Annotated in this window: 11 protein-coding genes; 9 read left to right on the top strand and 2 right to left on the bottom strand. The window is 64.8% G+C overall.

Annotated elements, in window-relative coordinates; genetic code table 11:
• Positions 1-381: 381 nt before the first annotated feature.
• The 4 genes from gltB to KI794_RS07500 all read left to right on the top strand — a co-directional run bounded on the left by gltB (position 382) and on the right by KI794_RS07500 (position 8,809).
• Positions 382-5,001 carry a glutamate synthase large subunit gene (gltB, locus tag KI794_RS07485; RefSeq protein ID WP_255809657.1) on the top strand — a complete coding sequence of 1,540 codons (4,620 nt, stop codon included), beginning with the start codon at positions 382-384 and terminating at the stop codon, positions 4,999-5,001.
• Positions 4,994-6,457 (top strand): glutamate synthase subunit beta, encoded by a 1,464-nt coding sequence (locus KI794_RS07490; RefSeq protein WP_119279549.1) that lies wholly within the window; start codon positions 4,994-4,996, stop codon positions 6,455-6,457. Before gltB ends, KI794_RS07490 begins: the two co-directional genes overlap by 8 nt.
• An 86-nt stretch (positions 6,458-6,543) precedes the next feature.
• Positions 6,544-7,188, top strand: a complete 645-nt coding sequence (locus tag KI794_RS07495; RefSeq protein ID WP_119279550.1) for an NAD(P)-dependent oxidoreductase — start codon at positions 6,544-6,546, stop codon at positions 7,186-7,188.
• Positions 7,189-7,216: 28 nt separating this feature from the next.
• Entirely contained in the window at positions 7,217-8,809 is a 1,593-nt protein-coding gene (locus tag KI794_RS07500; RefSeq protein ID WP_255809658.1) for a DUF7059 domain-containing protein, read from the top strand.
• A 13-nt stretch (positions 8,810-8,822) separates the two neighbouring features.
• Here KI794_RS07500 and KI794_RS07505 read toward each other — a convergent pair whose 3' ends face one another.
• Positions 8,823-9,575 carry a sulfite exporter TauE/SafE family protein gene (locus tag KI794_RS07505; protein ID WP_255809659.1) on the bottom strand — a complete coding sequence of 251 codons (753 nt, stop codon included), beginning with the start codon at positions 9,573-9,575 and terminating at the stop codon, positions 8,823-8,825.
• Between the two features lie 189 nt (positions 9,576-9,764).
• On the opposite strand from KI794_RS07505, the gene hisD reads away from it, so the two are divergent.
• The 3 genes from hisD to KI794_RS07520 are packed head-to-tail and all read left to right on the top strand — an operon-like array spanning position 9,765 to position 12,663.
• The gene (hisD, locus tag KI794_RS07510; protein ID WP_255809748.1) at positions 9,765-11,078 is read left to right on the top strand and encodes a histidinol dehydrogenase; all 1,314 of its coding nucleotides are present in this window, start codon (positions 9,765-9,767) and stop codon (positions 11,076-11,078) included.
• Positions 11,078-11,578, top strand: a complete 501-nt coding sequence (gene nrdR, locus KI794_RS07515; protein ID WP_119279558.1) for a transcriptional regulator NrdR — start codon at positions 11,078-11,080, stop codon at positions 11,576-11,578. Before hisD ends, nrdR begins: the two co-directional genes overlap by 1 nt.
• Entirely contained in the window at positions 11,578-12,663 is a 1,086-nt protein-coding gene (locus tag KI794_RS07520) for a quinone-dependent dihydroorotate dehydrogenase (protein ID WP_119279561.1), read from the top strand. The genes nrdR and KI794_RS07520 overlap by 1 nt, the downstream gene beginning before the upstream one ends.
• A gap of 113 nt (positions 12,664-12,776) precedes the next feature.
• On the opposite strand, the gene KI794_RS07525 is transcribed toward KI794_RS07520, so the two are convergent.
• Positions 12,777-13,352: a DUF3043 domain-containing protein gene (locus KI794_RS07525; RefSeq protein ID WP_119279563.1), complete on the bottom strand. Its 576-nt coding sequence runs from the start codon at positions 13,350-13,352 to the stop codon at positions 12,777-12,779.
• A 218-nt stretch (positions 13,353-13,570) separates the two neighbouring features.
• Between KI794_RS07525 and erpA the strand changes: the two genes are divergently transcribed.
• Together erpA and ctaC are read left to right on the top strand one after the other, a co-directional pair.
• Positions 13,571-13,921 carry an iron-sulfur cluster insertion protein ErpA gene (erpA, locus tag KI794_RS07530; RefSeq protein ID WP_255809660.1) on the top strand — a complete coding sequence of 117 codons (351 nt, stop codon included), beginning with the start codon at positions 13,571-13,573 and terminating at the stop codon, positions 13,919-13,921.
• A 140-nt stretch (positions 13,922-14,061) separates the two neighbouring features.
• The gene (gene ctaC, locus KI794_RS07535; RefSeq protein WP_119279567.1) at positions 14,062-14,934 is read left to right on the top strand and encodes an aa3-type cytochrome oxidase subunit II; all 873 of its coding nucleotides are present in this window, start codon (positions 14,062-14,064) and stop codon (positions 14,932-14,934) included.
• Positions 14,935-14,938 lie beyond the last annotated feature (4 nt).

The raw sequence follows: 14,938 nt of genomic DNA on the forward strand, positions 1-14,938 counted from the left end.
CCGACCGCAGCGGCCGCGTAGCTGGCGGCTTGAACTCCTGCGATCTGCCGTAGGTCTGTCCAAAGATCATATTTTGGCCAGAGACCTACGGCAGATCGCTTTTTGTGCCTGCTGAGGACTCGCGGGCGGGGGCGTCGGCCGAGCTCGACGGTGTGATGTTCGACCAAGCGTCAAGATTCTCGAATAATCTGCGGCACCATTGCGCTTTCGTCTGCGTAGAGCGCAGAAAGCGCACTTGTCGATTCGGTTTGCCGAATAAACGAGTGCTAGATTCATAGCCCCGCAGTTTCTGCGTCAGTGCTCGTGCTCTCAAGCTGAGCCCGTCGGCGCAGGTTCTGCTCCGACCGGGTCGCCGACGTCCCGCCGAGAGAGAGGACGTCGATGCGCACATCGATGGACCCCGCACGCATCACTAGCCATCAGCTTCCCCCTGCGATCGGACTCTACGATCCAGCGGAGGAGCATGACGCCTGCGGCCTCGCCTCGGTCATTTCGCTGACGGGCGGTCCATCTCACGAGATCGTCACGCTCGCGCTCTCGGCACTCGAGAACCTCGAGCATCGAGGCGCTGTCGGGTCGGATGCAGGAACAGGCGATGGCGCCGGCATCCTCAGCGAGCTTCCGCACAGGCTGATTCGGGAGCGCTGTGGCGCCGCCGGTGTCACCGAGCCAGAACCGGGGGAGTATGCGGCAGGGCTCGTGTTTCTGCCGAACTCCTCGACAGAGCGTCGCTCGGTGAAATACCGTATTGCGAGTATCGCTGCCGACGAGGGGCTCGGTGTAGTCGCCTGGCTTCCGGTCCCTGTGACTGCGGAGGTGCTGGGGCAGAGCGCGCTCGACGCGGCGCCCCAGATCGAACAGCTCGTGCTCGCCTCGTCAGACGGGCCCGCCGACACTCAGCTCCTCGAGCGCCGCGCGTTTCGAGCGCGCAAGCGCATTCAGCACGAGACCGGCTGCTACCTGCCGTCCTTGTCGGCCCGGACTATCGTCTACAAGGGAATGGTGACCACACTCCAGCTCCCCGGGTTCTACGACGATCTGAGTGACCCGCGGTTTGAGACCCGATTCGCTATCGTGCACTCGCGCTACTCGACGAACACATTTCCATCGTGGCACCTCGCGCAGCCGCTGCGCCTCGTCGCGCACAACGGCGAGATCAACACTGTGCGCGGCAACCGCAACTGGATGCGGGCGCGCGAAGCGCAGCTCGAGTCCGAGGCGCTCGGCAACCTTGGCCCACTCCTTCCTATCTGCACGCCCGGAGGGAGCGACTCTGCAAGCTTTGACGAGGTGCTCGAGCTGCTCGTGATGAGCGGCAGGTCGTTGCCGCACGCGCTTGCAATGATGGTGCCCGAGGCTTGGGAGTCCAACACGGCGCTCGACCCCCAGCTCGAGAACTTCCTCGAGTACCACTCGCTCGTCATGGAGCCGTGGGACGGGCCTGCGGCGATGATCGCCACTGACGGCACCGAGATCGTTGCGCTGCTCGACCGCAACGGCCTCCGGCCAGGGAGATACCTCGTCACGAGTGACGGCCTGCTCGTGATCGCGAGCGAGGCAGGCGTGCTCGACATTGCGCCGGAGCGTGTTGCGCGTCGCGGCAGGCTCCGTCCTGGCCGGATGCTCGCGGTGAACGTGGAGACCGGCGAGGTGCGCGGCGACAGCGCGGTGAAGCGTGAACTTGCGGGGCTCGCACCCTGGGGCGACTGGCTCGACGCTGGGCGCATCAGACTCGCTGACGAGCCCGAGCGCGAGGCTCTCGTGCACCCGCCTGCCTCGATTGTGAGGCGCCAGCGGACGTTCGGGTATACGGAGGAAGAGCTCCGGCTGATCCTCACTCCGATGGCGCTCACCGGTGGCGAACCCCTCTCTGCTATGGGCTCCGACACGCCGATTGCGGTGCTTGCCGAGCGCCCGCGCCATGTGCACGACTACTTCGTGCAACAGTTCGCGCAAGTGACGAATCCTCCGCTCGACGCCCTGCGAGAGGAGCTTGTGACGAGCCTTCGCACGGGCATTGGTCCGCAGCAGAACCTGCTCGGCCAGTCCGCCGAGCACGCACGCCAGGTGATCCTCGACTTCCCTGTCATTGACAATGACGCGCTCGCGCGGATTCAACATTTCGGCACTGACCCCGAGCGTGAGCGATCAGTCACGATTCGCGGACTCTACCCGGTCGACTATGGTGCGCGCGGGCTCGCCGACAGGCTCGACGCGATGTGCCGCGAGGCGAGCGCCGCCATCGCAGCAGGGGCAGAGTTTCTCATTCTGTCCGACCGCGACTCGAACAAGGACCTTGCCCCGGTGCCGAGCCTGCTTGCCGTATCGGCGGTGCATCACCATCTCATTCGTGAGGGGGAACGGATGCGTGTCGCCCTGATCGCCGAGGCAGGCGATGTTCGCGAGGTGCACCACGTGGCGACACTCGTGGGTTACGGGGCCGCGGCCGTGAACCCGTACCTCGCTATGGAGAGCGTGAGCCTCCTGGTGCGTGACGGCTCGATAACAGGGGTGACTGAAGAAGAAGCAACGTCGAAGCTTATCCTCGCGCTCGGAAAAGGGCTGCTGAAGGTCATGAGCAAGATGGGCATCTCGACGGTGTCTTCATACTGCGGCGCGCAGACGTTCGAAGCGATCGGGCTCGCCCCGGACCTCGTGGAGCGCTACTTCACCGGGACCACATCGAAGCTTGGAGGCGTCGGTCTCGACGTGCTCGCGGCAGAAGTCGCCGAGCGGCACCGTGCCGCATACCCCGACGATTCGGCCCCACTCGCGCACGAGCGGCTTGAGACTGGTGGCGAGTACCGCTGGCGCCGCGGCGAGGAACCACACCTGTTCGACCCCGAGACGATCTTCAAGCTGCAGCACGCGACACGCACTGGCAAGCGCGAGATCTTCGCCGAGTACACGTCGCGCGTGAACGAGCAGCAGGAGCGACTCATGACGCTTCGTGGGCTCTTCAAGTTCTCGCCGCAGCGCGAGCCGGTTCCGCTCGAGAGCGTTGAGCCAGTGTCAGAGATTGTGAAGCGCTTCGCGACGGGGGCGATGAGCTACGGTTCAATCTCGCCTGAGGCACATGAGACGCTCGCGATTGCGATGAACAGGCTTGGCGGACGTTCAAACACCGGCGAGGGCGGAGAAGCAGAGGAGCGCCTGCTCGACCCCGAGCGCCGCTCTGCGATCAAGCAGGTTGCGTCAGGGCGGTTCGGCGTGACGAGCATGTATCTGACGCACGCCGACGAGATCCAGATCAAGCTCGCTCAGGGTGCAAAGCCCGGTGAGGGCGGTCAGCTTCCGCCAGGGAAGATGTACCCGTGGATCGCGCGTACGCGGCACGCGACGCCGGGGGTCGGGCTCATCTCGCCGCCGCCGCACCACGATATCTATTCGATTGAGGATCTCAAGCAGCTCATCTTCGACCTCAAGCGTGCGAACCCGGTCGCGCGAATCTCAACCAAGCTTGTGGCCCAGAGCGGGATCGGGCCTGTCGCGGCTGGTGTGGCCAAGGCTCTCTCCGACGTCATCCTCGTGTCTGGCCACGACGGAGGTACTGGGGCGAGCCCAATGAACTCGCTCAAGCACGCTGGATCACCGTGGGAGCTTGGGCTCGCCGAGGTGCAGCAGACACTGATGTTGAACGGGCTGCGAGAGCGGGTCGTCGTGCAGGCTGACGGACAGTTGAAGACTGGGCGCGATGTCGTGATCGCTGCCCTCCTCGGCGCAGAGGAATTCGGCTTTGCGACGGCCCCGCTCGTCGTGTCGGGTTGCATCATGATGCGCGTATGCCACCTCGACACCTGCCCTGTCGGCGTGGCGACGCAAAACCCAGAGCTGCGAGAGCGGTTCACAGGCCAGGCAGAGCACATCGTGAACTTCTTCACGTTCATCGCGGAGGAGGTACGCGAGATACTCGCGAGCCTCGGCTACAGCTCGCTCGACGAGGCTGTCGGTGACACGGCGGCGCTCGACGTCGACGAGGCGGTGCAGCACTGGAAGGCCGAGGGTCTCGACCTGTCGGGCGTGCTTCGCGGCCCGGTATTCTCGGCGGCTGAGCCGCGGCGTAACGGCACGACACAGGATCACGAGCTTGATGCGCACTTTGACGCGCGGCTCATCGAGTTGTCAGATGACGCGCTTGTGCGCAGTGAGCCCGTCGTCATCGACCTGCCAGTTGGCAACGGCGATCGCGCTGTCGGCACAATGCTTGGACACGAGGTGACGCGGCGGTTCGGTGCGCAGGGGCTCGCACCCGAGACGATCGACGTGACCCTCACGGGTTCGGCGGGTCAATCGCTCGGGGCGTTCTTGCCTGCAGGAATCACGCTGCGACTTGTTGGCGAAGCAAACGATTATGTTGGCAAGGGTCTTTCCGGTGGGGAGGTGACAATTCGCCCGCACCTCGCCGGCGCCCGAGCGGTACACACCGACGAGAGCGTGCTCGCCGGGAACGTCATCGGGTACGGGGCGACGAGCGGTTCGATCTGGATCGCCGGCTCCGTGGGAGAACGGTTCCTCGTTCGCGGCTCAGGTGCGACGGCGGTCGTCGAGGGAGTTGGCGACCACGCGCTCGAGTACTTTACCGGCGGCTTCGCCCTGATCCTCGGGGAGACCGGTCGGAACCTCGGTGCAGGAATGTCGGGTGGCGAGGCCGTCATACTCGACCTTGATCCGAGCACTGTGAACTCCGCCGAGCTCGCAGCTGGCGCCCTCCAGCTGCAGCGTTTCAGTGAGCCTGAGCTCGCCGGCGAGGCGGGCGCTGAGCTCGCCGACCGCATCCGAGCGCTCCTCGCTCGACACCTCGAGCAGACAGGGTCGCCCCTTGCCGCCTCGCTGCTCGAACAGTTCGAATCGGACAGCGACGCGACGCTCGCCCGCTTCACCAGGCTCATTCCACGCGGCTACTCCCGCGTTCTCGATATCCGATCCCGCGCCGCTGCGGCAGGCGTCGACCCCGACGGCGGCGCCGTCTGGACCGAAATTCTGGAGGCAACTCATGGCTGATTCACGCGGATTTCTGCAGGTTCGAGAACGCGAGCTTGCCGCAAAGCGCCCGGTCGCGCTCCGGCTGCTCGACTGGAAAGAGGTTGTCGAGCTGGGCGACAAGAACGTCGTCGGCAGACAGGCGTCTCGCTGTATGGACTGCGGCGTCGCGTTCTGCCACCAGGGCTGCCCACTTGGCAACCTCATCCCCGAATGGAACGACCTCGTGCACCGCGATCGTGGGCGCGAGGCGATCGAGCGCCTTCACGCGACAAACAATTTCCCGGAGTTCACCGGCAGGGCATGCCCCGCGCCGTGCGAGTCGGCCTGCGTGCTCGGTATCAACCAACCTGCCGTCACGATCAAACAGATTGAAAACCACATCATCGACGAGGCGTTCGCAGCGGGGTGGGTGACACCTCAGCCGCCGTCGCGCCTCACCGGGAAGACCGTGGCAGTTGTCGGGTCAGGTCCTGCGGGTCTCGCGGCGGCCCAGCAACTCACCCGAGCCGGGCACACCGTCGCCGTATACGAGCGCGACGAAGAGCCTGGCGGACTGCTCAGATTCGGCATTCCGGACTTCAAACTCGAGAAGGCACTGGTGGCGCGCCGCGTCGAGCAGCTGAGAGCTGAGGGCACGAGGTTCAGGTGCGGCATTGAGATCGGAAAGGACATGTCGTGGAGCGAATTGCGCCGCCGTTTCGACGCGGTCGTCATCGCGACTGGGGCTACAGTGCCGCGTGAGCTCGTGCTGCCCGGAAGGCATCACGCGGGGATCCTGCCCGCGATGGAATACTTGGCCGCGGCAAACCGTGCGGTGTCGGCAACCGACGCGGCAGGGGCGCTCGACAGCATCGGCGAAACTGCAGCGGGAAAGCATGTGGTTGTCATCGGCGGCGGCGATACCGGGGCCGACTGCGTTGGCACCGCGCACAGGCAGGGCGCCCTCTCGGTAACGAGCCTCGCGATTGGCAAACGACCCGGCGCGCTCAGGCCGACGGGCCAGCCGTGGCCCATGCATCCGACGGTGTTTGAGGTATCGAGCTCCCACGAGGAGGGTGGCGAGCGGGCCTACCTCGCATCGACAGTCGAGTTCCTCGGGGAGGACGGGCGGCTCACGGGATTGCGGGTCGCCGAGACCGGATTCTCGGAGAGTGGTCGAGGCCCAATCCCGGGAACCGAGCGAGATATTCCGGCGGACCTCGTTCTCATCGCTATGGGGTTCACTGGCCCAGAAGCGATCTCAGATCCTGGTCTCGAACTGGCGCTGGACTCGAGCGGGGCGTTCTCACGTGCCGCCGACTTCTCGACGCCCCAGCCCGGGGTGTTTGTCGCTGGCGACGCGGGGCGCGGCCAGTCGCTTATCGTCTGGGCGATCGCAGAGGGCCGCGCGGCTGCAGCTGCGGTCGACAGCTACCTCACAGGATCGACGGTATTGCCGAGCCCTGTGACAGCCAAAAGCATGGCGTTTGCTTAGAGCGGAAGGTGAGGGCGTAGGGCCGCACGGGGCACGGGGATATCCTTGGGAACAGCAACGCTGTTTCGTGAGGAAGGGATCCGTAGATGACTTCGACCGTAGTGTTTGGTGGCTCTGGGTATGCGGGTTCGCACATTGTCGAGGCTGCCGCAGTGCGCGGGCTGCCCGTCACGAGCGTCACGCGAAGGGAATCGGCGACACAGATCGCCGGAGCGAGCTACAAGCTCGGCTCGCTGCTTGACCCGGCTGACCGGGCGGCAGCGCTCGCCGACGCCGACGTCGTTGTCGTCGCCGTCGCCCCGCGCGGCGACATGGCAGGCAAACTGCGCGCGGCGATCGCTGAGCTCGCGGCTGAGGCTGAGGCCGCAGGCGTTCGTCTTGGCGTCATCGGTGGCGCAGGTTCGTTGCAGCAGACCGCGGGTGGGCCGCGGCTTGCAGAATTGCCTGAGTTCGGGGACGAGTATCGCCCAGAGGCGCTCGAAATGGGCGGAGTGCTCGACGACCTTCTCGCGCGAGGCGGCGAGCTCGACTGGTTCTTTGTGAGCCCGCCAGGGGACTTCGGCCCGTGGGCCGCGGGGGAGTACCGCGGCGAGTACAGAGTCGGAGGCGACGTCGTCTTGACCGACGAGAACGGGGTCTCGGCTATCGGTGGAGCCGACTTTGGCGTAGCGATCGTTGACGAGATTGAAGATCCTGCGCACCGGCGAGAGCGGTTCACTGTCGCCTACTGAGCATGATGGGAGCCGGTACGCTGGGCAGGTGAATATTGCTCTCGTTGTCAAACTCCGCGAAGACCTCGCGGGCGCTCAGTACTCACTCACCGGCCTCACTGCCCTCTGGGGCGCCGCGGCAGAGGGCGCGCGCAGGCGCGGCGTATTCGCCCCTGCACGCAGGGTGCTTGCCGGGCGTGAACGGACTCCGTTAACGACACTCGGCCGACTCTTCCTGCTCGGCGAAGAGGTGAGCGCTGAGGAGCTGGACGCCGCTCTTCCGACCCTCGGATCGGCGGGAGCAGCGGAGCTTGGGCTCGTGGCCCACGGAGCCAACTCGGTGTTTCATGCTGTGTTGTCTGTGAACCCCGTCACCCTCGTCGGCAAGGCCGGGGAACAGACCCTTCAGCGTGGAGGTGCCACCGAGTGGTGGATCATCTCCGACCTCGACGATGAACTACGCGGGGGTCCAGCGGGGCCGGACCATGTGATGGGTGTCGGGGGCGCAACGCGGACGCTCATCTCACAGCTGCCACCGGTCACCGGCGGCGCGGCGCTCGACCTCGGCACAGGGTGTGGCATCGTCGCGATGCACCTCGCCGAGCTCGGGGCGGAACGCGTTGTCGCGACTGACATTTCGGAACGCGCTCTGAAGCTCGCCGCCGCAAACGCGGAGCTGAACGGGTTTGCCGGGCGGATCGAGTTTCGGCTCGGCAGCCTCTTCGAGCCAGTCGCTGGCGAAGACTTCTCGCTCATCGTCTCGAACCCTCCGTTCGTCATCACCCCTCGCTCGGCGAGCGAGGGTGCCCGCTACGAGTACCGAGACGGAGGTATGACTGGGGACGAGCTCGCCGCAACCGTGGTTCGCGAGGCACCCGGCTTTCTGGCGCCAGCGGGCGCATTTGTGTGCCTCGCGAACTGGGAGACCGAATGGGGCGGCAGGGGGCTCGAGCGAGTTCGCGGCTGGATCCTCGACGCCGCCGAACGCAACGGATCTGCCCTCGATGCATGGGTGATTGAGCGCGACAGGGTCGACACCGTGCAGTACGCAGAGACCTGGGCGCGCGATGGTGGGGCCCGGCCAGGCCAGCCCGAATTTGACACGTTACTCGAGGCATGGCTCGAAGATTTCGGCGCTCGTCATGTGGTCACTATCGGGCTCGGCGCGATCCACATTCGGCGCGCCGCGGTCGCGGGTACTCAGGATGGCCGGTCGGCCTCCGTGATCCACGTCGACCAGGCAACGGGCGGGCTCGCTGCGACCGAGCTCGGTGCTGCGCTCAACGCGACGTTCACGGCTGGCGTCGCGGCCGAGCGTGCGTCAGACGCCGAGGTACTCGCCACCAGATGGGTGCGTGCGCGCGATGTTCGCGAGGAACGAATCCACACTCCCGGCGAGGAGTCGCCGAACGCAATTGCACTCATCACTGACCGTCCAATTGAGCGCCGCGTTGCGGCAGACACACTCCTTGCAGCCGCGCTTGGCGCCTGCGATGGGGACCTCACGCTACAGCAAATCGCTGATGCGCTCGCAACGCTACTTGAGGTCGATGCAACGGCAGCGAGAGAGGCCCTCGTCGCGGGAGTTCGCGAACTCGCGTGGCTCGGAATGGTTGCGGCCGAGAGGGCTGGACAGCTCTAGCCGGTACCCGAGCCTAGGAGAGCAGGCCGACGAGTCCACGGACAAGTGTTGCGATCGCTCCGGCGCAGGCGAGCGCGATCACGACTCGCCGGACTTGATTGGGAGTCACGAGACGCAGCAGTCGCTCCCCGATGAAAATGCCGATAAGGATCGCGGCGAGTACGATCAGCCAGAACCACCACATGGTTTCAGGGAAACCACTCGGGTCCAGCGCGAGCTTCGCGAATGCAGACCCGAGGCCGGTGACTGCAAAATAGGGCTGAAGCGTCGCAGCGAACGAGGTTTGTGGCCAGCGGGTGAGCACCGCGTAGGCGCTCACCGCGGGGCCACCAACACCAGCGAGCGCGTTCGTGAGGCCGGAGATGAACCCGGCGACAGCGCGCGGTGAACGAGGCTCGGTCGAGAAACGCTCACTCGTGAGGAGCATTGAGAGCACGAGTGCCAGCAGCACGATTGCGCCGACTGCGACGCCCATGACATCGGGGGAGAGCTCGCCAGCGAGCACGGCTCCGAGACCCGCGCCGATGATCGCGAATGCTGCGAGCCAGCGAAACATAGACCAATCGATCCTGCGCCACACTCGGGGCAGAATCAGCACACTTGAGATCACCCCGAGGATATTCACGAGCAGCACCCCTGCGTGACCGCCGAGGAGAAGCGTCATGATCGGAGAAACCAGGAGCGCGAATCCGAGGCCCGCCATTCGCTGGGCGACAGCTCCGACGGTCGTGACAAGAACGACGAGCAGACCGAGGGTCAGTGTCATTGGACGCGCCCGGCAGTCGCAAGGAGACGCTTCGCGGAAGCGGTCTCCGTTCGGATTCGACAGGGCACCAACATGTTCACCATTCTCACAGAGTGTCGGTGCTGGGAGACGGCCCCGCGCCGGCTTTGGGCTGGCCCGCTGGCTGGGCCGTGCGGCCGCCGCCGACGGGCTCGGTAGGATAGTGGGGTGATGCGTACCACTGATCTCCGCGGCCGCGAGCTCTCCCGTGGCGAACTGCTTGCTCTCGTTCCGCGCGCAGCGCTCGGCGCCGACGTCGCCGTCGAGCGGGTAAGACCGCTCGTCGACGCTGTTGCTCGGAGAGGCGAGGCTGCTCTCCGTGAGCAAGCCCTGCAGTTTGACCGCGTCGAAGGCCATGCGCTGCGAGTGCCTACTGAGGCCGTCGCAGCGTCGCTCGACAACTGCCCGGCCGATGTGCGCGCAGCGCTCACCGAGCTCATCTCGCGCCTTCGGCTCGGATCGGCGGCTCAGGTGCCTCCAAACACAGTGACCCAGATCGGCGAGGGAGCCCGCATCACGCAGCGCTGGCAGCCCGTCTCTCGGGTCGGCCTCTACGCTCCGGGCGGGAAAGCAGCGTACCCATCATCAGTCATCATGAACGCAGTCGCTGCTCAGACGGCGGGCGTTCCAAGCCTCGCGCTCGCCTCGCCTGCGCAGCAGGACAACGCTGGGCTTCCGCACCAGGCGGTGCTGTGGGCGGCAGCGCTCTGCGGTATCGATGAGGTCTACGCGATTGGGGGAGCCGGCGCAATCGCCGCCTTCGCACATGGAGTCCCAACGATCGGTCTTGAGCCCGTCGACGTCGTCACCGGGCCCGGCAACGTGTTCGTCGCCGCGGCCAAGCGGGTCGTGAGCGGCACAGTCGGGATCGACTCTGAGGCTGGAACGACTGAGATTCTCGTCATCGCTGACGCGTCCGCGGATCCGCGCTTCGTTGCAGCAGACCTCATTAGTCAGGCAGAGCACGACGAAGCTGCGGCATCGGTGCTCGTCACTGACTCTGTTGAGTTCGCCGGGCGAGTGAACGAGGAGATCTCCACGCGTGTGTCGCTGACGACGCACGCCGACCGAGTGCGCACGGCGCTCCAGGGGCCGCAGTCCGCGGTGATCCTCGTCGACGACCTGGAAACCGCAGTGCGAGTCTCGAACGCGTACGGCCCCGAGCACCTTGAGATTCAGACACGCGATGACGACGCCGTTCTTGCAGGCATCACGGACGCAGGCGCGATCTTCGTCGGGAGTTACACCCCTGTGAGCCTAGGGGACTACCTCGCAGGCTCAAACCACGTGCTTCCGACTGGTGGCACAGCGCGGTTCGCCGCGGGCCTCGGGGCCCACACATTCCTCAGGCCCCAGCAGATCATCCACTATGGGCGCGACGCGCTCGCGGCGACCGAGGAGCCGCTCCTCGCTCTCGCCGCCGCCGAGGGCTTGCCAGCTCACGGTGAGGCCGTCAGCGCACGCTTCGAACAGGAAGGCATCTGATGCACTGCCCCTTCTGCCGTCACTCAGACAGCCGCGTTATTGACTCGCGCACCGCAGATGACGGCATGTCGATCCGACGCCGCCGACAGTGCCCTGAATGCGGCAAGCGGTTCACGACGACTGAGACCGCGAGCCTGACGGTGATCAAGCGTTCGGGAGTCGTCGAGCCGTTCAGCCGCGAGAAGGTCATGGTCGGTGTGAGGAAAGCGTGCCAGGGCCGTCCGGTAACCGAGGCGGATCTCGCGCTTCTCGCGCAACGAGTAGAGGAGTCCCTCAGGCTCACTGGTGTCGCGCAGTTCGAAACAAACGATATCGGCGTCGCGATCCTGCCACACCTGCGCGAGCTCGATGAGGTCGCCTACCTGCGCTTCGCAAGTGTCTACCAGTCCTTTGATTCCCTCGATGACTTTGAGAACGCCGTGCGCGACCTTCGTCTCAAGCAGGGCCAAACCGCTGCGTCGCGCGAGGCCGCTAGTCCGAGCGTCGCAGCGGGAGAGTGATGACCACATTGACAGAGAACCAGAATCCGCGAACTCTCACCCCGTACAAGTTGCTGTTCGCAACAGTGCTGAAGCGAATGGACCCTGAACAGGCGCACCACCTCGCCTTCAACGTGATCCGCGCGCTGCCGTTCCTCGGTGGCATTGCGCACCGGTTCTGCAAGCCGCACCCCTCGCTCCGTGTGCAGACACTCGGGCTTTCGTTCCCGAGCCCGTTCGGACTCGCCGCAGGTTTCGACAAGAATGCAGCTGGGATCGCGGGTCTCGGCGAGCTCGGTTACGGCCACGTTGAGGTCGGCACGGTTACACGCCACGCCCAAGACGGCAACCCCAAGCCGCGCATGTTTAGGCTTGTCGACGATCGCGGACTCATCAACCGAATGGGGTTCAACAACGGCGGTTCTGCCGCGGCAGTGCCACGCATCGAGCGAGCCCGACTCCGGAAGAACCGGCCAATCATCGGTGCGAATATTGGCAAGAGCCGTGTGACTGCCGTCGAAGACGCGACGGCGGACTACGTCTGGAGCGCCGAGCGGCTCGCGCCCATCTCTGACTACCTCGCGGTGAACGTCAGCTCACCGAACACCCCCGGCCTTCGGGGCCTACAGGAACTCGAGCTACTCGAGCCCCTGCTCGCAGCAGTCAAGACAGCAGCCGGCGCAACACCGCTCCTCGTCAAGATTGCGCCAGATATGGGCGACGAGCAGATCGACGGTATTGTCGAGCTCGCGGTTCGGCTCGGTCTCGACGGAATTATCGCGACCAACACTACGGTGTCACGAACAGGGCTCACGGCGTCCGACGAGCGCGTCGAAGAGATGGGTGCCGGCGGACTGTCGGGCGCCCCTCTGAAGGATCGTTCGCTTGCGGTGCTGAAGCGCATCAGGCAAACTGCGCCCGCAGAGTTTTGCGTGATCTCTGTCGGGGGCGTGACGACAGCGGCAGACGTATTGGAGCGGCTCCGGGCGGGAGCGACCCTCGTGCAGGGGTTTACGGCATTCATCTACGAGGGCCCGCTTTGGGCGCGCGATATTAATCGGGGGCTTCGGCAAGCCGGTTGGCGTCAGGATCTCGCCGAACGGTAGCTCTTCAGAGTCGCGTGATCGCGTGGTCGATAACGATAAAGCTGGGGCCCGGACAGATGTCCGGGCCCCAGCTTTATGTCTGCAGTTGTGTGCAGGTCAGACGATCCTGAATGCTACTTCGGGAATTCGCGGCGCTTGACCTGCGGCTTTGGCATCCGGAGCATGCGGAACTGCATAGCGCGCATTGCGCCGTACCACTTGAAGCCCGGCTGCACGTTGCCCTCGCCAAACTTCTCGGTGAGCTTCTTCTTCAGAATGAAGGTCAGTGCAAATGCATCGACAATCGCGAAGAGCAGGAACGCCCAGACGAAGAAGACACCATAGACCTGCACCCATCCGGGGAACATAGCGACGACCAGGAAGATCACCATGACCGGGATGAGAAGTTCGCCTGCGCTCCAGCGCGCGTCAACATAGTCGCGAACGAAGCGGCGCTGCGGCCCGCGATCGCGCTGCGTGAGGTAGCGCTCGTCGCCGGCCATCATTCCGGCACGGGCACGCTCGCGAGCCTCGTTCTGTTGCTGGCGCTGCTGCTTGCGCAGCTCTTTGTCCTGCGAGCCCACAATCGGGCGGGCGTTCGCGGCCTGGGCGGCCTTACGGGAGGGCGTAGGGCGGCCTTTGCCCTGCAGCTCCTCTGCCGCTTCCCCGTGGCTCGAACCTGCGGAATCGTCTCGCTTGGCAGCGCTCATGATCGCTTGTGTGTTCCTCTCGTCTGACGGTCGAAAGTTGCCGTCTGTCTCTCACTCAAGCGTAGCGCCTCAAACGGGCGTAGACTGATGGCGTCCGGTCTCGTCACCGCTATTTGTTTTGCCTACCGCCAGTTGAGCGGCGGGAAGCAAGCAGTCTTCGGGGCGGCCGGTGGCCCAAGGAGTATCCGGAGAGTGGCCGAGAAAGCGGAGGAGAACGCATGAGTAACGACACTGCAGTACGCGAACACGGGGTCGCGCTGAGCTCAGCAGCACAGGAGAAGGTTCGAAGCCTGCTGAACCAGGAGGGGCGCGACGACCTGCGGCTCCGCATCGCCGTGCAGCCAGGCGGCTGCTCTGGCCTGATTTATCAGCTCTATTTCGACGAGCGCTCGCTCGAGAACGATGCCGTTGTCGACTTAGATGGCGTCGCGGTCGTTGTCGACCAGATGAGCATCCCGTATTTGTCTGGCGCGACCATCGACTTCGAAGACACGATCCAAAAGCAGGGGTTCACGATCGACAACCCCAACGCGCAGGGCTCCTGCGCGTGCGGCGACAGCTTCGCCTAAGTCCAGAATGTTCTGCCCACTTGGTCGCGACACCCCCGTTTGCGTTCGGGGAACGCTCAGGTTCGCGCTAAGCTAACAGGTAGTCATCAGTTTCGCCTGCCTGCGTGGGCAATGACCGGTAAGAATTCGAAAGGTATGCGGTGCGTTCCAATCGTGTAAACAAATGGGTTGCGGCCCCTGTCGCCATCGGTGCGGCTCTTCTGCTCGCTGGCTGCACTCCTGAGCAGCAGCGCGGCTTCCTCCCCGAGGGATCCACTCACGCCACGAATCACACTGAGGGCATCACCGCGCTCTGGGTGAACTCGTGGATCGTGCTGCTGGGTGTGGGTGTCATCACCTGGGGCCTCATTATCTGGGCAACCATCGCGTACCGTCGCCGTAAGGGCCAGACCGGCCTTCCCGTGCAGCTGCGCTACAACATGCCCATTGAGACGTTCTTCACGGTTGTCCCCGTGATCCTCGTGCTCGGCTTCTTCGCGTTCACCGCGCAGGAGCAGGCAAAGATCGAGGCTCGCTACGACAACCCCGAGAACGTCGTCGAGGTGTTCGGCAAGCGCTGGGCGTGGGACTTCAACTACATCAGTGACGACGTCTACTTCCAGGGCGTTCAGGTGAAGACCGACGAGAAGGGTTCAGCTCTTCCCGAGACGATGCCCGTGCTCATGCTGCCCGTGGACAAGACGACGGAGATTCGCCTGGAGACGCGTGACGTCATCCACTCCTTCTGGGTCGTTGAGTACCTGTACAAGAAGGACATGATCCCCGGCCAGACCAACTACATGAGCTTCACGCCGACTGAAACCGGCACGTTCATGGGTAAGTGTGCTGAGCTCTGCGGCCAGGATCACTCGATGATGCTCTTCGAGCTCAAGGTCGTCGAGCAGGACGAGTACGACGCATACGTCGACTCGCTCCGCGCAGAGGGCAACACTGGCCGCGTCGGTGAGGAAGCGAACGCCAATATCGAGTCGTTCCACGGCGATGAGGCTCAGGCCCAGAACGAGAAGAAGTAACGAG

Origin of the sequence: Leucobacter aridicollis (assembly GCF_024399335.1) — a bacterium.
GTDB classification, from domain to species: Bacteria; Actinomycetota; Actinomycetes; order Actinomycetales; family Microbacteriaceae; genus Leucobacter; species Leucobacter aridicollis_A.